At 38.4% G+C, this 22,694-nt stretch carries 17 protein-coding genes; 1 reads left to right on the forward strand and 16 read right to left on the reverse strand.

What is annotated here, in order from left to right:
- The first annotated feature begins 100 nt into the window (after positions 1 to 100).
- Complete coding sequence (locus NTHER_RS13365) at positions 101 to 1,963, forward strand: copper amine oxidase N-terminal domain-containing protein (RefSeq protein ID WP_012449041.1); 1,863 nt, start codon at positions 101 to 103, stop codon at positions 1,961 to 1,963.
- A 188-nt stretch (positions 1,964 to 2,151) separates the two neighbouring features.
- On the opposite strand, the gene NTHER_RS13370 is transcribed toward NTHER_RS13365, so the two are convergent.
- From NTHER_RS13370 to NTHER_RS13450, 16 genes are all read right to left on the reverse strand, one after another.
- On the reverse strand, positions 2,152 to 3,684 hold the full coding sequence (locus tag NTHER_RS13370) for a Na+/H+ antiporter NhaC family protein (RefSeq protein ID WP_012449042.1): 1,533 nt from the start codon (positions 3,682 to 3,684) through the stop codon (positions 2,152 to 2,154).
- 174 nt (positions 3,685 to 3,858) lie between these two features.
- Positions 3,859 to 4,866, reverse strand: coding sequence for an asparaginase (locus NTHER_RS13375; RefSeq protein ID WP_012449043.1), 1,008 nt, complete (start codon positions 4,864 to 4,866; stop codon positions 3,859 to 3,861).
- Positions 4,867 to 4,932: 66 nt separating this feature from the next.
- Entirely contained in the window at positions 4,933 to 6,327 is a 1,395-nt protein-coding gene (gene nhaC, locus NTHER_RS13380; RefSeq protein ID WP_012449044.1) for a Na+/H+ antiporter NhaC, read from the reverse strand.
- 172 nt (positions 6,328 to 6,499) lie between these two features.
- Positions 6,500 to 7,927, reverse strand: coding sequence for a group II intron reverse transcriptase/maturase (gene ltrA / locus NTHER_RS13385; RefSeq protein WP_012446632.1), 1,428 nt, complete (start codon positions 7,925 to 7,927; stop codon positions 6,500 to 6,502).
- A gap of 487 nt (positions 7,928 to 8,414) precedes the next feature.
- Positions 8,415 to 10,166 (reverse strand): methyl-accepting chemotaxis protein, encoded by a 1,752-nt coding sequence (locus NTHER_RS13395; protein WP_012449045.1) that lies wholly within the window; start codon positions 10,164 to 10,166, stop codon positions 8,415 to 8,417.
- Between the two features lie 358 nt (positions 10,167 to 10,524).
- Positions 10,525 to 11,229 (reverse strand): stalk domain-containing protein, encoded by a 705-nt coding sequence (locus tag NTHER_RS15450; protein WP_012449046.1) that lies wholly within the window; start codon positions 11,227 to 11,229, stop codon positions 10,525 to 10,527.
- Between the two features lie 173 nt (positions 11,230 to 11,402).
- Positions 11,403 to 12,800: a hypothetical protein gene (locus tag NTHER_RS13405; RefSeq protein WP_012449047.1), complete on the reverse strand. Its 1,398-nt coding sequence runs from the start codon at positions 12,798 to 12,800 to the stop codon at positions 11,403 to 11,405.
- 157 nt (positions 12,801 to 12,957) lie between these two features.
- Entirely contained in the window at positions 12,958 to 14,190 is a 1,233-nt protein-coding gene (locus NTHER_RS13410) for an SLC13 family permease (RefSeq protein WP_158438294.1), read from the reverse strand.
- Positions 14,191 to 14,440: 250 nt separating this feature from the next.
- Positions 14,441 to 15,742: an anaerobic C4-dicarboxylate transporter family protein gene (locus NTHER_RS13415; protein WP_012449049.1), complete on the reverse strand. Its 1,302-nt coding sequence runs from the start codon at positions 15,740 to 15,742 to the stop codon at positions 14,441 to 14,443.
- A 175-nt stretch (positions 15,743 to 15,917) separates the two neighbouring features.
- Positions 15,918 to 16,736, reverse strand: coding sequence for an FAD/NAD(P)-binding protein (locus NTHER_RS13420; RefSeq protein WP_012449050.1), 819 nt, complete (start codon positions 16,734 to 16,736; stop codon positions 15,918 to 15,920).
- Positions 16,729 to 17,808: a 4Fe-4S dicluster domain-containing protein gene (locus NTHER_RS13425; RefSeq protein ID WP_012449051.1), complete on the reverse strand. Its 1,080-nt coding sequence runs from the start codon at positions 17,806 to 17,808 to the stop codon at positions 16,729 to 16,731. The genes NTHER_RS13420 and NTHER_RS13425 overlap by 8 nt, the downstream gene beginning before the upstream one ends.
- Positions 17,808 to 18,827, reverse strand: coding sequence for a 4Fe-4S binding protein (locus tag NTHER_RS13430; protein WP_012449052.1), 1,020 nt, complete (start codon positions 18,825 to 18,827; stop codon positions 17,808 to 17,810). The genes NTHER_RS13425 and NTHER_RS13430 overlap by 1 nt, the downstream gene beginning before the upstream one ends.
- Complete coding sequence (locus NTHER_RS13435; protein WP_012449053.1) at positions 18,815 to 19,249, reverse strand: hydrogenase iron-sulfur subunit; 435 nt, start codon at positions 19,247 to 19,249, stop codon at positions 18,815 to 18,817. Before NTHER_RS13435 ends, NTHER_RS13430 begins: the two co-directional genes overlap by 13 nt.
- Entirely contained in the window at positions 19,246 to 21,222 is a 1,977-nt protein-coding gene (locus NTHER_RS13440; protein WP_012449054.1) for a CoB--CoM heterodisulfide reductase iron-sulfur subunit A family protein, read from the reverse strand. The genes NTHER_RS13435 and NTHER_RS13440 overlap by 4 nt, the downstream gene beginning before the upstream one ends.
- 40 nt (positions 21,223 to 21,262) lie before the next feature.
- Entirely contained in the window at positions 21,263 to 21,652 is a 390-nt protein-coding gene (locus tag NTHER_RS13445) for a 4Fe-4S dicluster domain-containing protein (protein ID WP_012449055.1), read from the reverse strand.
- 94 nt (positions 21,653 to 21,746) lie between these two features.
- On the reverse strand, positions 21,747 to 22,577 hold the full coding sequence (locus NTHER_RS13450; protein ID WP_012449056.1) for a CoB--CoM heterodisulfide reductase iron-sulfur subunit B family protein: 831 nt from the start codon (positions 22,575 to 22,577) through the stop codon (positions 21,747 to 21,749).
- Positions 22,578 to 22,694 lie beyond the last annotated feature (117 nt).

The raw sequence follows: 22,694 nt of genomic DNA on the forward strand, positions 1-22,694 counted from the left end.
CATTTTCTAATAAAAGTATTGTCTCCTAAGTTTAATAAATTTAAAATAGTAACAAGTTTACTTTGGTAAAATATACAATTTTAGACTGAGGTGATTTATTTTGAAAAATTTCGTACTGTCAATTACCGTAATTGTTACGTTGATTGTTGCATTAACCGGCACTGCATTTGCTGGAGAAGAAGAAATTGAAATTTATATCGACGGCGAACCGGTAGAGCCAGAACAATCCCCTTATCTTGATGAAAATAATCGTACTCTTGTTCCTTTGAGGTTCATAAGTGAACAGTTGGGAGCCAAAGTAGATTGGAACAGTACTACAGAAACGATAACTGTGAACCAAGATTTTGTAGTTAGAGAAGAAATAGACGATGAAGAAACCGATGGTATGACAGAAGGCGAACGTCAATTTGTAGAATATATAACATTTTTTGAAGGATTTATTATAACAGAGGATTTTAATGTGATTTCAAATTTTGATACTGAATTAATAATGACTGTTGACGAAAAGGAAATTGAAAGCCAAGCAGGGATTGTTCCTTTTTATCAAAAATTTAATGAGGAATTTATGGATAAACTAGATGATGACCATCCTGAAGAGTTTATTAAAGAAATAATTGAACAAGAACCCAGACGAGAAGCCAATATCCCCAGTGAATTGGATACTGAACCGGTTATCAAAAATGGCCGAACTATGGTGCCTTTAAGAATTATTGGAGAAGCTTTTGATGCTCAAGTAGCATGGGATGACAACACGATATATATTGATAGACACTACGATTTAATAGATGAACAAGAATATGAACAATATGTGATGGATTATCTAGATAGAGTAGAAATAAATGAGATGATAACAGAAATCTATGAAGACCATCATGTCGATGAAAATCTCGAAGATGAGGATAAATATCAAGAACAAGAACAGGAAAATAAAAATCAGGAAGAGTCGGTAGAAGACATTACTGACTTATCAGCCATGGAAATTGCCGTAAGAGCAGAGGAATACATGGAAGAACAAAATACTTATCAGAGTAATCTAGAAGGTTTAATTAAACTAGATATATCTTTTTCAAACCTCTCTGAATCTGAAGCAAGTTTTGATGAAAAAATACCCGAGATAGAAATACCGGTTACTGCAGAAAGTAATTTTAGACATGATCCAATGGCTCTATATGCTATCCAGGAATATGATCTTAAAACGGAAGAATTACCTAGCATAGCTAATATGGGTTTAGGATTGGATTCCAATGATAAGAGGCAGGAACTATATATCACAGAGGATAAAATCTATCAAAAGATGGAAGCCGAACAGTGGGTTAAACCATCATTGCTAGAAAAAAATGTTGTGAATAACATGCATTCTTTTGCATCTATTGAACCTACAAAATTTTTAGAAATGGTAGAAAAATTTGGGATCAGTTATGATTTAGCAGGTGTAGAAGAAATAGAAGGAGATGAGCATTTTGTCTTAAATCTCCATATAAACGAAGAAGATGTAAAAGCAATAATGGAGAAATTTATGGATGAGGATTTTCAGGATATTATGACGGTGGAGCAACAAATGAAATTTCTAGAAGATGAAACAAAAGATGAAGAACTAGGACAGATGAAACAGGAAGTAACTGAGATCAAAGATGTAATCAATAATTTATCACTTGATTTGGATCATAGTATGTATATCAATAAAGAGAGCTTTGAGACTAAAGCTGTTACAACAGATTTGAACTTTGAAATTAATCTTTCAGAAGAACAAAATAATCAAGAGATAGAAGTAGATATTGATATGTCAATGGAAACAGATATGGAATTGTTTAATTACGGCGAAGACTTGGACTTTCCAGAAACTGATGATGCGATAACAATGGAAGAATATAGGGAAAAGATGATGGAAAATGAATTTGATGAAGAATTAGAAGAGAATATAGAGGGGCAAGAAGTAGACGAGGAAACAGCTAACGAACTATAAAGTGTGATAAGATTTAAGAAGTGCAAAAGGAAGGTACCAACCTTTATTTTATTTATTGTTAAGGTTGGTACCTTTTTTAATGAACTATTAAAATATAGAAATGCTCCCCTTTTAGTAGCAGAGTTTTATTTTATCTATCTACAACAAAGGGGAGCAGATCAGCATATCAATATATCAGATCATCAGATTTATAGCCGGGAGTAACCCCATAGATTTGTGGCCAGTCTACCGCCTAGATATAGTACAACAATCATTAGAGGGATGATAATAAATATCGGGATATTTAACCCTACAAGTAAGAAACCTATAGCTGCGCATATAGCAGCCAGCAAGGCATAGGGCATTTGGGTTTTTGTGTGATCCACATGGTCACAACTTGAGCCTGTGGATGACAGGACTGTAGTGTCAGAAATAGGAGAGCAGTGATCTCCAAAAATTCCACCACCTAGAACAGCAGCTATCGCCGCTTCTAAGGGAAAGTTCACGGCTACGGCTACGGGTATGGCAATGGGTACCGTAATGGCAAATGTTCCATAGGATGTGCCGGTAGTAAAAGCGATAATACCAGCTGCTATAAACAACACAGGTCCTATTAACCAAATTGGCAGAGCAGTTTCCGCTAGTCCTGCTACATATTCACCTGTGCCTAATTCAGTAGCAATATCTCCTATTCCCCATGCAAGAATAAGAATGATATAGGTCAAAACCATTCCCTTCATACCAGAAACATAGGTTTCAACGGCTTCGCTGATTTTGAATATACCCTGGGAAATACCTAAAACTATCCCTACTACTCCAGCGGCAAAAGCAGATAAAGCTATGGAAATTGCACCATCTGATTCTCCAATGGCTGTAATAAAATCGTTTTCCGGATAATTGCCTGTCCAAAGAAATAAGGGAAAAATCAGGCCTACCAAGACTACAATGGGTAGTATTAGATTTATCATTCTCGGTTCAGTATCCTCTTTCGGTTGCATCTCTGTAATTTCCTTTGAAGATGGTGGGGAAGCATCTTCTTCATACAACATTCCTGTAGTGGCGGTTCGGTGTTCTGCTTTTACCATGGGACCAAATTCAATTTTGGTTACTATGATAAATAACACCAGTATAAAGGCTAAAATGGCGTATAAGTTATAGGGAATGGTACTCAAATAAACAAGATAGGGAGTTCCATCCAAATTTAAACGCTCGTATTCAGTACCAATTAAACCCATAACGTAAACAACCCATGTTGAAACAGGTACCAATAAACAAATTGGTGCAGCAGTTGAATCTACTATGTAAGCAAGTTTTTCCCGGGGTACCTTCATTTTGTCATTCACAGGTCTCATAACATTGCCGACAGTCAGAGCATTAAAATAATCTTCAAAGAAAATCACTACTCCAAATAACCATGTGGCTATTTGGGTCTGTTTCACGCTGCTTACTTTTCTTGAAACTGCCGTTCCTAGTGCTTCCGCACCTCCAGTACGCTGAAGAATAGCGACTAGACCACCAAAAAGGGCACCATAAGTCAGCACTGTAGCATTCCACCTGGAAGCAATATTAGGTATTAAATATGTATTAAAAGATTCAAATACACCAAGCAGAGGATTAAATCCGTGCAGCATTGTTGCTCCAACGAAAATTCCTATAAACAACGACAAAACTACATTCTTAGTAGCCAGGGTCAATGCAATAGCAAGTACTGGGGGCAGTAATGAAAAAATTCCAAATTCCATTAGTTTCACCTCCTTTTCCTTCCTCAATTATACCAAAAAAATTTAAATATTGTAGGTTTTGTTTATCTCGGAAAAAATTAACTTTAGATTTAAAAAACCGGTACTCCATTAAATGAAGTACCGGTACATTTTCTTTTCTATAACATTTAGAGCCAACTTTTGTACAGCCAACTCTTAATAAATATCCTTTTGAATGGGAGTATGAATCACTTTTTTTAATTCCTCAAAGTTTTGGTTCTTAGCCAAAGCCCACATCATTTTGACCACCAAGGCACTGGGAGTCATGTCTTTACCTGAAATAACCTTTAGATTAGTGACTTTGTCTCCCAATGCATAAGTCCCCAGCTCAATCCCTTCCCGTAAAACTTGAGTGGTTATGGCAATGTAGATACCTCTATTGAGAGCATTTTCTAGAGCATCGAACATGTTTCTTTTGCGATCGGACAAGCCCCCTAGTCCAAAGCTTTCAATCACCATTCCCCTGCAATGTTTGGATATCTCCTTAATCAGCCCAGGATCTAATCCAGGTACTAATTTTAGTAAATTCACATCTGGGACTATCTGATCTTCACAATATACTTGACCATTATAACTAGATAAACTTGGCTCAAAATCCTGGCAGGCTCTTTCATGATAACAGACATAATTTTCTTTAACTGACGCCACTACAGGATAATTTATACTGTCAAAGGCATCATAACTTTTACTGTTAATCTTTTTAGCTCTGGGGCCATTGATGATTTTTCCGCAAAAGGCTACAAAAACCCCGGAAATATCTTCGCAAGCGAATCTAACAGCATCTATCAAATTTCTATTGGCATCTCCCAAAGGTTCTTCTATGGATTTCTGGGAACCTGTTAAAACTACAGGTTTAGAAAGATTTTTCAATAAATAAGTCAGGGCACTTGATGTGTATTCCATGGTATCAGTTCCGTGAGTGATGACAAATCCATCATAATCATTATAATTTCGGACTATTTCTTTAGCGATTTCAAGCCAATCTTCAGGTTGCATATTGGAGCTGTCAATATTCAGCAAATCTTTGGCAGTCACTTCTGCAAAGTACTTAACTTGCGGAATATACTCGAGCAGTTCACGGGAAAAACGACCCGGTGTTAGCCCTTTTTCCGTTTTTATAGAAGCAATAGTACCTCCTGTTGATAACAGCAATACCTTTTTCATAGCATCCGCTCCTTTACAATTTACTGTAGCTAAACCATTGCTTCAACTGTAGGCGGAGTACGTCAATTAATTGTCAGCTTCTTCAGTCTTCCACATAAACATACCGGTGTAGCCGTAAATTATTGAAAGGAGAATTGAGATTAAGGCCAACCACATAAATGGAATATACTCAAAAACGGACACACCCAGCAATGTAGCCATGAAGATACCATTGTCGGACCATGGGACCATGGCTGAAGTTAAAGTACCTCCCACTTCTGAGTTGCGGGATAATACTGTTCGTTTTAGTTTCAATTCGTCATAACTTCCTTGCATGATTTTAGGAGGTACTATTAGAGATACATACATGGCAGAACCAAACATGTTACCCATAACACCGACGATGATTGAACCTATAGAAGCTCTTCCCTGATTGGAGAACAAGAAAGCAACTTTTTCCACTATGACCCTCAAAGCTCCTATCTTTTCTAAAAGGCCTCCAAAACCAAGTCCAAACATAATCACTGCAATGGAAGATAACATTTCATATATTCCACCACGACTTAACAGATCATCAATGAATTCAACTCCTGTATCAATGGCGAATCCATCATAGGCAGTTCCCAAGGCTTCAAAAAAGTTCATCCCTTGAAATAAAGTTGCCCAAATTACTCCTAATAATGAACCAAAAGCTATACTGGCAACTGGTGGTTTACGAAGTATTAATAAAGCAATTACAACTACAGCTGGAATCAACATAGCAGGATTAACAACGAAATATTCCTGCATCACTTGCATATATTCCTCTACCCTGGCGATTTCCTCTGGTGCCGTTCCTACATCCATAGTGAAACCAACTACAGTATACAAAATTCCTGAAATTACCCAGGCAGGAACTATCAAGTAAATCATTGAACGAACGTGTTCAATCACATCAATTTTACACATAGAAGCAGTCAGATTAGTACTATCAGATAGAGGGGAAAGTTTGTCACCAAAATATACACCAGATAACACTGCACCAGCTACTAGGGGTAATGGATAGCCAAAACCTGCCCCAATACCCATCATTGCAATCCCTGAAGTTCCTGCTGAACCCCAGGATGTCCCTGTTGCCAGGGAAGTCAAGGAAGTGATTATCAAGGTTGCCAGTAAGAAAATACTGGGATGGATAATGGCCAAACCATAATAGATCAATGTACCAATAATACCACCGGATATCCAGGTACCGATTAAAGCTCCTACAGCAATTAAAATGAAAATTGCTCCCAAGCCCTCACGAATTCCATCTTTGATGCCATCTTCCAAATCCGCATAACTGTAACCTAAACGCAATCCCAGGGCGATAACTATGAACCATGAAATAAATAAAGCCAGTTGAATTGGTAAATCATAAATTGCCACAAAAGAAAATACTACAACTAAAAACGCTATCAGGACGACTAAAACCTCACCAATACTTGGTTTTCTAACTTCACCCATTAAAATCCCCCCTTTATGGTGTATTAGATGTATATTAATTATCTATTGAATCCATTCATTAAGTTTTAAGATTCATTAAGTTTTAAACAATCGAGTAGGAGGTAGATAATTATTTTATCTACCGACCTCTCACACCACCGAGCAAACCGTTCGGTACACGGCGGTTCCTAGTTTACGCTTTAACTTGTCGATAATATTCCGAAAAGAATAGGAAACCAAATCCTTTGATTACATCATTTCCAAGGGATTTGGATAAGACGGGGCTATTGGAAATTCTCCAGTAGCCCTTTCTTGTGTTTGCATATTCCCATGCTTTGTATTTATTGGCTCCAAAGAACTTGAGCATTTTAAATTTTGTTCTCACTTTCTTCCATTGTTTCCAGTAAATCATGCGAATACGCCTTCTCATCCAACTGTCAGTATTTATTAACAGATTCTTCATATCAGCTGGTTTAAAGTAGTTAACCCAACCCATAATGTATCGGCTAAGTTTCTTTGCTCTGGCTTCGTTGCTTATTCCATAACTTCTAGATGTGAGTTCTTTTATTCTCGTTCTCATCTTTGTAACTGATTTAAGATGAACTCTTAATCTGGCTTTTCCTTTATGTCTGTAAAAGCCAAACCCAAGAAATCTTACCTTTCCTACATAGGCAACTACAGTTTTATCTTTATTTACTTTGAGAAATAGTTTATTTTCGATGAAGGGTAGTATGTTCTTCAAGGTGCGTCCGGCACTTCTTCTGCTTTTACAAAAGATTAGCAGGTCGTCCGCATAGCGGACGAATTCGTGCCCCCTTTTCTCAAGTTCTTTATCCAATTCGTGGAGCATTATGTTACTGAGGATAGGGCTAAGAGGCCCGCCCTGGGGCACGCCAACTTCTGTATCCTTATAGGTGTGTTTGATCATTACTCCTGCTCTTAGATATTTGTTGATAAGAGATATTACTCGACCGTCTTTTATTGTCTTAGATAGCACTTCTATCAATTTGCTCTGGTTTACTGTGTCAAAGTATTTCTCCAAGTCCATATCTACTACATATTTGTATCCTTCATTTATGTTTTGTTGACTTTTCTTAATTGCATCATGAGTACTGCGTCCAGGGCGAAAACCATAGCTGTTATCTGAGAATTGCTCCTCATATATTGGAGATAGTACTTGGGCTATTGCTTGTTGGATTACCCTGTCTACCACTGTAGGTATGCCTAATTTTCTTTTCTTCCCATCTTCTTTAGGTATCTCTACCCTTCTGACGGGATTAGGGCGGTATTTACCGTCCAGGACTCTTTGCCTGAGGTGGTCCCCGTTTTCTTTGAGATATTGTAGAAGTTCATCTACTCCCATCCCATCAATCCCGTGAGAGCCTTTGTTGGATTTTATTTTCTTGAATGCTTTATTCATGTTGTCTCTATCCAAAATTTCCTCTAGCAAATTCCCCTTCGACAAGTTTGCATTGGAGATGTTGTTTTCAGTTATCCTTAAAGAACTGTGCACTCCCGCATATCCTTCGTGTTCCGCACTATTCTTCTGCGGTGAGCCTTCTTTGCAGCTTTCGCCTGTCAGAAGTTGGCGGCACTTCATTCCTTTATTGGTAACAGTCATTTACTGATCTCCTCCTAGGTTCATCCCTTCCTTAATGATGTCGACCTCATCAAGTACTATGGAATCTGCTGACTTCTCATGACAAATCTTATTTCAACCGTGGTTCGAAGTTCATCTTGCCACGTCCATGAGACCTCCCACGGTAAGACGATTAACTTTCATTCCATGTACCCACATCATTTACACTGGTATGTCCGTGTAGTTGATTGGACTTCGTTTTGTATTGCAAACTCATCCCATACCTTATGCCTGATGATGTTCGTGTGCCTTGGGTCGGAATTTTGCCTTAAGCTTCCTTCAGATCCCACCTCACGATGGGCACCCTTGCTCTTGGCTAATGGTTGGTAACTACAAACCCCCATAGTGGACTTACACCACCTAGCTAATCGTCATGCATGGCGCACAATAAAACGCTCGGAACAGTACTGTTCCGAGCGTTTGACTTCATCTTTAGGTTTAAATGCCAAATTTTAAACTATTAGATCTATTAAATTTTAAACTGTGAGACACTTTCTTTCATTTCTTCAGCAAGTTTGGCCAGGTCATTACCTGCTTTAGCAATTTGTTCTAGGGAAGAAGATTGTTCTTCCATGGAAGCAGATGATTCTTCGGTATTGGCAGAGTTTTCTTCGGCAATAGCTGCTAGATTTTGTACTTTTTCTTGAATCTTAGATTCTTGCTGGGCCATTTTCTCACTGGCTTTGTTAAGATCCTGGCTGACTTTATCTACTGTATCAATAGCTTCGGCTAGTTCCTGAAACTTTTCACTAGTATTTGAAACACACTGGTTCTGCTGAGGTATTGTCTCATTTCTTACTGTATCAACAGTTTCTACAGTATTTTTAACCTTATCTGTAAGTTGAGTAACTATTTGGTTAATATTTTCCGAATACTCATTACTATCTTCTGCAAGTTTTCTGATTTCATCGGCAACCACACTAAAACCGCGGCCATATTCTCCAGCCCTGGCAGCTTCTATTGCCGCGTTTAGTGCTAGTAAGTTAGTTTGTTCTGCTATTTCTCTCACGGCTTCACTGGCTTTTTGAATTTCTTCAGCACTATCATTTGTTTCCCGGATGACTTGATAAACTTTCTCTGTTGATTCTTGACTTTCTTTATTAGCAGTTGTCAGCTTATCAACAATTCCGGCTCCTTCATTTTTGGTTTGTTCTATTTTGTTCACAGTATCATTTAATGTTTCTACTATCTCCTGATTACTTTGAATCTGATTACCCATTTCTTCTATCATTGATGAAGTATCATCGGTATCCTGGGCTTGATTGGTGGCTGCAGAGGAAATTTCCTCGATAGCTTTTGAAACTTCATTGGCCGTATTTTTATTTTCTTGGATTGTAGCAGAAAGCTCCTGGGCAAGGGAAGTTACTTGATCGGCTTTTTCATCAACACTTTGTATATAATCCGCCAAGGATTTGCGCATATTTGCCAGATTTCGTGTGATGTCACCGATCTCATCTTTTCTTTCTAGGTATCGATCAGCCTCTTCCGCTTTTTCCTCCAGGTCGCGATTTGAAAATCTAGTTATCATTTTCTGGATACTTTCAACTGGCTGACGAACTGATTTCTTGCTTATATAAAATATTAAACCAATAGTTATCAAAGTTGTTATGCCAAATAAAATTATTAAATTCATTCCAACTCCATAGGCTGGTTCTAGGATCTCACTGCGTGACATGGCTCCTATAATATATATGTTTTCCCAAGGTTTGAAGACAGTAATGTATTCTTCACCCTCAAATTCGAAATTGCTTGAACCAAAAAAATCCTCATGGCTATACCCTTCACTCTCGGCAATTACTTGCTCAGACAATTCCTGATACTGATCTGGAATTGTATCTCCTACTTTTTCCGGATACAGGGAATGAAAACGAAGAGTTTTATTGTCATTAATGGCAAATATGTAGCCTGATTCTCCTAAGTCGAAGTTTATGGCTGCTTGCTGGGCCTCATTCATAATGAAGTTTTCTATATCCTGATCTTCGTTAGAATCACTTCTACCTTGAGCTATTCTGTTTACCCTGGTAGCAGTTGACAATGTATCAATAGTTCCGTCTACACCAGCTTCCAAGGATTCGTATCCCTGATCCATTACAAGGTCTCTAGTGTGTTGAAAAATACCATAACCGACAACACTGAATAGAATGATAAAAGTTATTATTATAGGAGCTATGATCTTCCATTGAAAATTTAATTTGTCCGTTAAAAACTTAAAAAAGCCCATATTTATTGTCACTCCTTTAAATTAGGTTACAGTTAAGATGCATGTATTAGTATTTTGTGTACTCTCTATGCAATTTCGCAATTTGTAATAATTATTTATTACATGTATTTATCACAAATATATAATTTATCCATTTTACTATAATTTTCCTGCCATTTATATAAAGTTTTAATTTTTTGACAATTCACATAACAAAAAATCCCAGGAAGGAATGAAAACATCCTGGGATAATATCAAAAAGATTCAATAAAATTAAATTGGCCTCTGTCATAACAGAGGCCACCTGAAATTCTCGAGTCATAGTGAAATATAGTGAAATAAAACAAATAGAAAATAAAATACTACCTATACAATTTTACTATTTTTTTATAAACTGGGGCTCTATAAACCCAAGCTGTCTGCCTTCGCCTTCTATTTTAAGTCTAAGTACTCCTGTGAGATCTAGTTTTACTTCCTTGGGTTCAGTTAGATCTGATGAAATTGGACCTGTATCGTAAATCTTTTCGCCATCGGCATAAAATTGGAATGAACCAATATTATCTTCTTTTTCCCGGTCCTGCCACTTTTCTGATGGAGCAATTAAAACTTTGAATTGTGCGTACTCACTGTCGAGTAAGTATTCGTATTCCATGTTCATAAAGCGTAGTCCATATTCTCTTTCAAAGTAATAACCATTGGAAAATTTCTCGCCTGTGTTGGTAGTAAATGAGTGAAAACCTTCAAAATATCTGTCAGTAGCAGTGTGAGTATCCATATCTTCCATAGCGATTACATTTTTACCAGGTTTAGAACCAATGTAAATATTCTTTTCTTTGCCATCCCAGGACACATCTTCCCCTAAAGCGTCCGACACGAATCCAAGGGGAACGAAGGTAGTGCCTTCATAAATAAAGGGTTCCTGTTCAGGTTCCCGTTCAAAACCATTAACAAAAATTGTAATGTCATCGTAAAGCACTTCAATTTGTTCTCGGACGTTTTCAGCAAATACTGTTGATACTAGCATAATACAGAGAACAAAAACCATTCCCATTACAAAACCCTTTGCTTTTTCTTTGGAAAACACTCTGACCGCCTCCTAACTGAAGTTTCAAGATTTTATCTCTTATACTATAATATACCATTATTATTCTTTTATTTCCACTATAAACAATTCATTTCACTATAAACAATTAGTCGTAACAGAAAAAGTCCACTGCTTCAGCTGTGTTAGTAGTTAGATCATATATTTCCCAGTTATTACTCAGTGGCTGCTTCCCATTCTGGTGGATCAAAAACAACCATGGTATGTTCGTCGGCTTCTGTATCCCAGATACCATATAAATATCCATCCCGGCAGGGGCCAACAATTCCCAAGGTTAACTGTTCACCGTATTCCAGGTGATGATTTGGGTATGTGCCCAAAAGGTGAAAACTGCGCCCATGATCGCCTGATCCTACCACAAATGCCCGTTTTTCGTCATCGTAGGCAGAAGGTAAAACTATATATATCTCGGAATCCTCCTGGGCGTAAGGGGCCGTTCCATATTGCTTATAAGTAGGTTGCTGATCCCACACACCGATGGCTCTCTCCAAAACAAAGTTTTCCTGATTGCCTTCAAAGTCGTGGTCCCGGGGGATTTCTAACAAACCGGCATGAGTCCCTCCACTGTCTCCTCCAAATATAATGGTATGCATTGTAGGGGCTAGCAGGGTTGGTTGAAATTGATTATGTGGCAAGTCAGTTTCTATTTCCCCGGAAATATTTCTCCAGGATTTTCCTAGGTCATCACTAATATAAAGGGCTGCATTGGCCCCATCGCCCTGGGAATTCCATATTCTGCCTTGATATGGGTCATACACGGCCGTATGATGATGTAGCTGCTGGTCTTCATCAAATCTTTCGGCTGTTCTGATATTCTCCCAAGACTTTCCTCCATCAAATGTAGCCCATAGTTTACCTTTACCATCACCACGTTCTGCTAATAATACTATTTGTTCAGGTTCGTATTCCCCATGATACCAAGTATTACCGAACATAATAGGATGATGATCATAAGTGAATTCTTCTTTTAGTTCATATCCTTGGGTAAAGTTTTCTGAGAAAAAGATTGCCCCTCTGTTTTCTTCACTTTCTCCGTCGGTAACCACTATGTATCCCGAGGCAGTTCTGGTGACAAAATATGGGGTCCCGTATCCATGGGATTGGAAGTCAAAAACATCTTCTCCTGTGAAAATTTCCATGTCTTCAAAGGCATCACTTCCACGCCAGAGGGTATTTCCTTCCCCCGTTCCGTAAATCCTGTCATCTATACCTACGCTTCTAGGTTCTAGAGCAGGTTGATGATTTTCAACTGAAACTATTTCTAATTTACTCATGGGATTAGCCCTAACTCCCTCAACTAATTGCTCACTGTCTTTATCTTTCAGTGAAATCGGCTCATCTATATCAGAGTGTTTTTCAGATACAGAGTATTGTTGTTCACTTTCCTCTTTATCAGGACTGTCAGTTTCTTGATCACAAGCTGTGGCTACAAGAGGTAAAATTAATATCATTATTACTAAAACGAATCTCAACACACTCAACCTATTCAGCCCATCAGGAAAAACATTTTTCTTTCCAAACTGCATTAAATCTAAATTTTTATAGTGAATCATACTACCACCTCTAAATACAAATTTTAACAATTATAATCCATAAAATCTATTATATCTATTATATTATATCGTAGATAAATAAAAAATCCAGCCTGACTCTTAGTAAAGGAAAGGCTGGTATATTCTACTCCTCAAAACTATTAGAATGGAAAGAAATTTAAAATGGGAAGAAAATCGGTATTATTATCATTGCAACAATAAAAGTGATCACTTGTAAGGGCCAACCTGCAATAAAGTAATCCTTAAAACGATAACCAGCAGGCCCTAAAACGATGGTATTTGGTGGAGTAGCAATAGGTGTTAAAAAACAACAAGAAGCTGAAATTGCTATTGCCATCATAAAGGGGTATGGGCTCACACTCATGGATTCTGCTATGTTTATGGCTATAGGTGCAAAGATTGCTGCAGTAGCAGTATTAGACATGAAATTTGTTAAGAGTGCTGTGGTAATAAATAATATCCCAAGAACAATATAAGGAGAAACTGAAACATTAACAATTTGATTTGCTATCAGATCTGCAGCACCTGAATCCTCTATTGCCTGACTCATGGATAACATACCAGCGAAGAGGAATATGGTTGTCCAATTAACACTATTGAAAGCTTCGTTCATTGTTAAACAGCCGGTTATAATTGTCAGCATAGCTCCTAACATTGCTGCTACCTGAAGATCAATAATCCCCGTTGCCATTGAAATAATCACAAAAATGAAAATCAACAATGCAAACCACATTTTCTCTGTTCTTAAGTTTTGTGAAAAATCCTCAAAAGCTTCCTTTTCATCTGTTGATTCCTTGGGTAGTAGCTTGTATCCGAAAAAAACCATATATAAAATGCCAATAATAAAGATAAATATTCCAACTTTACTGAATTCAAAAAAACCAAGTTCACTATATTTAGCTGACTCATTAAGAACACTATTAACAATACCATTAGGAGGAGTCCCGATAACAGTTAAAGTTCCCCCTAAACTAGAAGCAAAAGCCATAGGCATAAGCATTTTTTTAGAATTAATTCCTGAACGCAAACAAACCGCTACAACCACAGGTACAAATACTGCTGTAGCACCTGTGTTACTTAAAAATGCAGACATTACCCCTAATACCAACATTACTAAAAAAAGAAGCATAAATCCATTATTACCAGCAATTTTTACCGTAAGATCTCCTATTCTATTGGCAAAACCCGTCTTAAACATTGCTCCACTTATGATAAACATCCCCAAGAAAACAATCACCCATCTATCCCCAAAGTATGAAAAAGCATCTTGAGGTTCTAAAATTCCAGTCAAACTTAGAGAAATTGGTACAAGCATTGCTGTGACTGGCAGTGGAAGGATCTCTAAAAAAAATAAAATAATTGCTATGATAAGAATTAAGAATGTAATCAATTCATGTGACATATTTAGTCCTCCTAAAATTCATTCACTGACGTTTAATGATGCTATAATCATAGCCTATTTTGCTAGTAAAAGCAATAACAAGTACAATCTGAACAACTAAATGTATCTTGGGGGTTCAACCAATCATCTTTAAGCCACTTATAATATAAACTTTTATACTTAGATAAATGGTTATATATAGAGAGAGGACCCCATCATCAGGGTCCCTCTCTATTTATATTCTTTAAGTTTTAAATCCTTACAAGATAATGGATGATAATAGGAAACCTAGAACTAATGATCCCACAATAGTTAACAATCCTGGAATCATAAAGCTGTGGTTAAAGACAAATTTGCCAATTTTAGTAGTACCAGTGCGGTCAAAACCAATAGCTGCAATAATTGGGCCGTAATTTGGTAGGAAGAAATATCCATTGACTGCTGGGAACATAGCAATTAAGAATGCTGGATTAATACCCAAGGCTAGTCCAAGGGGCATTAAAGTAGTTGTAGTAGCTGCCTGACTGTTCAGTAAAATTGACATAATAAATAGTGCAAAGGCAAAGACCCATGGTGCTGTAGTTACCATTCCTTCCACAGCGGGTTCAATTACATCCATGTGAGCTTCAAAAAATGTATCGCCTAACCAGGCGATTCCAAAGATAGCAACCACGGCAACGAAACCTGCCCTAAACACACTGCCATTTGCAGCAACATCAACTTCAGCTTTACAGACAAGCAAGTGTAAAGCGGCAACTGTCAACATGATAATTTGAATGGTATGTGGCATTGACATTGGTTCACCATCAAAAGCTGGTCTTAGTCCCTCAAATGTTCCGAAAAATACTACTGCTACAGCTGCCAATAGGAAAAGTCCTACTGATAATTTAGCTGAACTGGTAATTTCTGTTTCGGTGTCATCTTTGCTTAATGGTTTGATACCTTCCTGTAATCGTTTCTGATATTCTGGATCATCTTCTAATTCAGGACCTTTCTTTCGGATCATAAAGGCCGTGAATAAAATAGCTATTAAAGTTGCAGGAATTGTAACACTTAAAATATTAGGCAAAGTAAATCCATGAGGTGAAAGTATCCCTACCAGAGCAACTGTTGCCGCTGAGATAGGACTGGCTACAATAGCTTGTTGTGAAGCAATAACTGCTATTGATAAAGGCCTTTCAGGCCGTACCTTCTGCTCATGAGAGACCTCGGAAATAACAGGTAGCAAGGAATAAGCAACGTGTCCTGTTCCTGCGAAGAATGTGAATGTATACGTGATTACTGGAGCCATAAAAGTAATTAAATCAGGTTTTTTGCGTAATGCGCGTTCTGCTAATTTTACTAAATAGTCCATACCTCCAGCTGCTTGAAGAGTTGAAGCAGCAGTTACAACAGCTACTATCATCAACATTACATTAATCGGTGGTGATGTAGGTTCTAAATTGAATATAAAAGTCATAATGGCTAGACCTACGCCACCCATAGCACCTAGACCTATTCCACCAATTCGTGCACCAACCAAAATCGCCAACAGTACGATAGCAAATTGTACGAATAACACTGTAACACCTTCCTTTTATTATTCATAATCGTTTTTGTTATCCCTTTCACATCTTGATGAAAAAAATTACCTAGAAAAACTTGTAAATACGCTTAACTTAAAAATTATGAATGAAATTTATCACCCCCCAATTAGTTAAAAATTTTAGACATAAAGTGCTTATTTTGATAGGCCTTTAAAATTCAGCTTTTAATTGATTCAATTCTTTCAGATAGAAAACAGGACCATCTTTGCATACATACTGATCGTCTATATTACAGCGACCGCACTTACCAACACCGCATTTCATTTTGTACTCCAAGGTTGTTACGATCTGATCATCTTTAAAGCCTAGTCTTTCTAATGTCTGAAGTACGAATTTGATCATAATAGGTGGACCGCAAGTAATTGCTACTGTATTTTCAGGGCTAGGAACTAGCTCCTCCAGGTATTGAGGAACAAAGCCTACAAAGCCATCCCAACCAGGACTCTCAACATCTACTGATAGATTGACCTGGAAATTATCTTCTTGAGGCCAATTCTCGTAGATATCTCTTTCAAAGATTAGATCTTCAGGAGTTCTGGCCCCGTAGATCAACTGTAAATCACCATAATCCTCTTTGTGATCCAGACTATATTTGATTAATGATCTCAAGGGGGCGAGTCCAATGCCCCCACCAATAAACAATAAGTTCTTACCTTTGAGATCGTTTACTGGAAAGTGATTCCCGTAGGGGCCACGAATCCCAAGTTCTTGCCCCTCTTCAATATTGTGCAAAGCCTCAGTAACTTGACCAACCCGTTTTATACTAAAATCTAAATATTCTCTTTCAGGTGGTGAACTAATGGAGAAAAGAGCTTCTCCGACTCCAAAGAGGGAGAGCATGGCACATTGTCCTGGCATATGCTCTATTTTTTCTTCAGGTTCAACACGAAAAGTTTTAACATCATTACTTTCTGTAATAATTTCTTTTACTTTAGCTGAAACTGGAATTAATGGGTTATTATTACACAAACTTCTCCCCTCCAATCCTTTTCAAAACAGTATTTATGGATATACCAACAGGACAGTTTTGTGCACAGCGTCCGCAACCAACACAAGCTATTGGCCCTTGTTTTTTTACGAAGTAATTTAATTTATGGAAAAATCGGTTCTTGATTCTATCTGCTTTCTGGGGTCTGGGATTGTGTCCTCCAGCCATATTTGTGTAATCTGAAAACATGCATGAATCCCAGGTGCGATATCTCACGCCTTGATTTTGACGATAAAAATCCTGGATATCATAACAGTGACAAGTTGGACAATAATAGGTGCAAATACCGCATCCCATACAGCGTAAGGCCAGTTCATCCCAAATGTTGTCATCAAATAAATCTTCCATTACATCCTTCACTTCTTCGGGGGATAGTTCTTCAACTTGTTCCCTCTCTTGATTGGATAGTTCCTTTGAAGCACTTTCCGGTAGATCATTTAATTGTTCAACAAGTTCACTTTGTGCTAACTTTTCTAGGAGTTTTCTCCCCTTATCACTATTAGATTTTAAAAAGACTTGATTACCCTGGGTAGTTTCTTCACCTTTTATTAAATATATATCAGCAAGTTCCGGTGCGGTTCTGTTTATGCCAAACTCGTCACACATGCAGTTTGGACCCTTTTGGGCACAAACCGTGGATATCAATATGGTTTTTTCCCTGTTCTCTTGATAGAAGGTATCTACTGGTTCCTCTAAAAAGACCTTGTCAATCATACCAATGCTTTCTATATCACAGGGTTTTCCACCCAATACTACTCGGGTTGTATTATCACCTTCAATGGTGGAAAACTCTACTCGATCCTGTTCACGGCTAAATTTCAAGTAAGCCTCTGAATCATGAAATACAAAGGATTTCACCGGATACAAAGTAGGTTGATTTTGAAAGAGAATATCAGTGACAGAATCGACCTCTTCTTCTGTTATTTGATTTAGAGGCAAAAAGGTTTCGGTGTCATCTTGAGTAACTGGGCAATATACTTGATAATCTTGTTCTAATTCTTTGAATGCCTCCAAAAGTTGTGCCGTGGAATTCAACTTTATTATTTGGCTCATTATTTCTCCTCCTTTTCGAAGGGATCCGGATCATCAGCATTAGCTTGAGACAACGGTGCTGGTAACTCGTCTATACCTGGCGTATATTCACCGTAGTAGTTTTCTAATTCTTTAACTAGTTTTTGATTTAGTAAGTGCAATGGAATATTTTCAGGACAAACCCTTGAACACTCACCACAGCCAACACAGCGATCGGATACATGAAATGCCCTGATAACATGATAAAATTGATGCTGGGCAAGTTGATCCGTAGCTTTATCTAAATAATCAGGGTTTTCTCTATCAAATAAACAAACTCTACAGGTACAAACAGGACATGCATTACGACAACTGTAACATCGTTTACATCTATTCAACTGTTTTTTCCAGAATTCGAACCGCTCTTCTTCCGACAATTTTTCTAGTTCCCCAATATTAGTAAAACTTTCTTCATGACTGTAAGTTTGATTGTCTAAAAAAGCCTTGGGTTCTCCTTCTTCAATTAATGTATCCACTTGGTCCTTGGAAGGAGTAGGATGTTCACAGGTTAAACAAAATGGTGAAACTACTTGCTGATATGAAACTTCTTGGGAACTTGTAGCACAATTTGAACCATTAGTTGTGTTGATGGTAATTTTATCTTCCTGTAGTACAACATCTACCTGGCTTAAATCGCATCCGGCCTGTTTAGCCAAAGCATCTCTTCGAATGATTCCTGGACAGTTAACACCAATTAGATATAGATTATCTCTGTTAACCCGACTTTCTTCTAGCATTAGCTTAAGTGCTCGAGAGTCACAACCTTTCAAAACTAGAGCAATTTTTTTACTTTGGAAGTTATCTTCCAAGAGGTACTTGGATAAGGCCTTGTCACTAAAACCGTCAAAGACCAGGTTTTCTACATCTTCTTCAGAACTAGCCACAAAGGGAACTGTTTGATATGGCAGTTCCCCTTGAGTATATCCTAAGACCATATCTACTTGGCCTGAACTCAATAGATTTTTGGCTATTTTTCTCAATTCTGCTGTTATTTTTTGCATCTCATATCCCTCACTTTGTCCGCAGCACCAAGTTTTTTAAGTCTTTCATTAAAGTTTTCGACAGTGTCTTTAAATTTGGCTGCTTCGTTACCGGATATCCATTTAACTAGCAATCTATCTGATGAGATTCCCATAAAGTCTAGAACTTTTTGCATTAAAATCATACGTCTTCGGGTATGATAGTTACCCGTATTGTAATGACAGTCTCCCGGATGACATCCTGCTACCATCACCCCATCAGCGCCGTTTTGAAATGCACGCATGACCAGGGGAACTTCCACTCTACTAGAGCACGGTACGCGGATTATGCGGATGTTTTCAGGATATTTGAGCCTTCCTGTACCCGCCAGGTCAGCTCCGGCATAACTACACCAGTTACAACAAAAAGCTACAATTTTTGGCTCGAAATTTTGCTGTGTCACAGGGTATCCACCTCCGCCATAAGTTGTTTGCTGGTAAATCCACCTAGATCCATAGCTCCACTTCTGCAAAGCCCGGCACAAGCACCGCATCCTTGACAAAGGGCTCTGTTTACGGAAGCGACGGGTCGCTGTCTAACTTCTCCAGCCACTTTTTCTTCCACATGATCTTGGCTGATAGCTTCATAAGGACAAACTGTTTTACATTGCATACAGCCGCTGCAAATATCTGTATTAACTATGGCAGTGGTCGGTACACTCTTGACCTGGCCTTTATTAAAGAGAGTGATGACTTTGGCAGAGGCTCCACTGGCCTGAGCGACTGTTTCTGGAATATCCTTTGGTCCCTGACACACGCCGGCCAGGTATACCCCCTGGGCTTGAGTCTCGACGGGCCGCAATTTGGGATGGGCTTCTGAAAAGAAACCATTTTGGTCTACGGATATCCCCAGTACTGTAGCCACATCTTGAGAATCAGGTTTTGGTTCTATGCTAGAAGCCAAGACCACTAAATCGGCTTCAATCTCTACCTGTTCTCCCAGGGAACTGTCATAACCACGGACTAGTAATCGATTGTTATCATCTTCTAAAGGTTCAACTTTAGAAACTTGTCCTCTTAGATAATTAGCACCTTGCTGTCTAGCTCTTTCGTAAAACTCTTCGTAATCCTTACCAGCAGTTCTAACATCTATATTGAACACGAAATTTTCAGTTTCTGGGAACTTTTCACTCATGAGCAGTGTATGCTTGGCTGTGTACAGGCAACAAACCTTAGAACAGTAAGGGTTACCTTCATTTCTATCCCGGGAGCCTACACACTGGATAAAGGCTATCCTCTTGGGTGTTTCACCGTTTGACGGTCTAACTACCTTTCCACCCGTTGGCCCTGAGGCATTTAACATTCTTTCTAATTCCAGGCTGGTAATCACATCGGAATGATCACCGTAGCAGTACTCTCCAAGCTCCACTGGCTTTTTCAAGTCAAATCCTGTAGCGGCAACTATAGCTCCATATTCATTTTCGATAATTTCATCCTGTTCTTCATAGTCGATAGCCCCGGTAGGACAAATCTTCTGGCAGACACCGCATTTACCTGTTTGGAAATAAATACAGTTTTCTCTATCCAGAACAGGTTTGTTAGGCACGGCCTGGGGGAATAAAGTATAGATTGCTTTACGCTTGCTGTTTCCTTCATCGAATTCATTGTCAACCTTTTTAGGACATTTTGCCATACAGTCACCGCATCCGTTACATTTATCGGGTTTGACGCTTTTAGCCTTTTGCTTAATACGAACTTTAAAGTTTCCAACATATCCAGATAAATCTTCTATCTCAGAATAGGTATAGAGATTGATATTCTCGTGGGAAGCTGCTTCAACCATTTTCGGTGTCAATATACAAGCCGAGCAATCCAATGTTGGAAAGGTTTTATCGAATTGGGCCATTCTACCGCCAATTGATGGTTCTTTTTCAACCAGATCGACTGGATACCCCGCTTCCGCTATATCTAAAGCAGCTTGAATACCTGCTATACCACCACCGACTACTAAGGCTCGTTTATTAACATCTAAGAGATCAGATGTTAAAGGTATTGAATGATAAGACTTGGCAACAGCTTTTTGTACTAGCTCGGTAGCTTTTTCCGTAGCCTTGTCTTTATCAGAATGTACCCATGAACACTGTTCTCTAATATTTGCTATCTCAACATAAAAAGGATTTAAACCCTGTTCTTCTAAAAGCTTCTGGAATGTCGGTTCGTGCATACGTGGGGAACAGGCACCAATAACTACTCGGTCCAAGTTATGCTCGGCAATTGCGTCTCTAATATCGGCCTGTCCTACTTCAGAGCAAAGATACTGCACATCCTGGGAATAAACAACCCTAGGCATTCTTTTAGCTTCTTGAGCTACACGTTCAACATCCACCATATTTTTAATATTACTGCCACACCAGCAGATGAATACTCCTATTCTCATTGTTTCCCTCCTCTACTCGCAGCTTGATAGCAGCTTGTCTTTATCGTCTAAATTTCCTCATGGAAGCAATTAAAGCTTGTCTTGGAACTCCTTTAGTGTCTAAAATTTCTACTTTGCCCTGATCACGCTCGCGCAGCAACATGGCTCGGAACCCTTCCATGATTTTAGCAGGTTCTAAATCCCGAGGACACCGGCTTGAACAAGCCATACATGAAGCACAGACCCATAAAGTCTTACTGTTAAAAACTTGATCATACAAACCCATTTTGGCACGCAACATTATTTGATGTGGATAATAATCCATATATTCGGTTAACGGGCAACCCGCACTACATTTCATGCACTGATAACAATCTTTAACATTTTTTTGAGTAATGTCCATTAACTCTTCATGTTCACGGTTGTTTGCTGTCTTTGTGGGAAATCGCACCCTTGTAAGCCTCCCTTCATTATCAAATCATTATCCAGTTATCCAGATATCCAGACATCTAGAAGTGGCCGTTCAAATTTAGTAATTAGCTTTATTAATTGGCTGCCAAGTTAATTTTTTGATTTTCAATATATTCTAAACCGCCAAAAGCGCGCAATATTGGGGCTGTTATATAACTAACCGGAAGCTTGTCTTCTTCATCCAAGTCTTTTTGACAGTATTCCAAGTTGTGTTTACATAGAGGACAGGCTGTTACCATTTCTGTCGCCCCAGCTTCCTTGGCCGATTGGATAATTTTGAGACTAGCGCTGTTACTGACATTTTCCTGTTGGGCTACATGATAGGAACCACAACAATCTGTGCGATAAGGATATTTAATGGCCTGTGCACCAAGGGATTCAAGAATTTCATCCATGAGCCGGGGGTTTTCTGCATCTAAAAGCCCCAGCTCAGATTCTGGGCGCAACAGCAGGCACCCGTAATAACAAGCTATCTTTTCCCCTTCCAGGGGTTTTTCCACCTGTTTTTTCAAGGCATCATAACCGGCGTAATCTCTTAGAACTTCTATCAAGTGATACACTTTTGTTGAACCGTCGTATTCATCTTCCAAATAATTTTCGACTCGTTTTTTGGCTTCCTGATCTTGATTCATTCTATTATTAACACGTTTTAATACGTGGTAACAGGCACTGCAAAGAGTTAACAGCCCTTCTCTGTCTTCTTCCTGTGTTCTTTTCAGAGCTCTCACTGAAGACAGTAATGGCATGTATTCGTCACTTGTTAAGGGATAAATTGCTCCACAACATTCCCATTCGGCTAATTCCTCCACTTTTACCCCTAATGCTGTTAGAATAGCCAAGGACTCTCGTTCAAAACCGTCATCCTGTTGAGCTCTGACAGTACAACCCGGATAGTATCCTAACATATTACCAACTCCCTGTTTTCATAGTTTAGATATCCAAAGGATTTTCCTTATTATTAGCTTTTGCTACGCAAAAGCTATTCCGTTACTGTACCGTTACTATTAATATTAATGTTAATG

It is taken from the genome of Natranaerobius thermophilus JW/NM-WN-LF (assembly GCF_000020005.1).
Classification (GTDB): Bacteria; Bacillota; Natranaerobiia; order Natranaerobiales; family Natranaerobiaceae; genus Natranaerobius; species Natranaerobius thermophilus.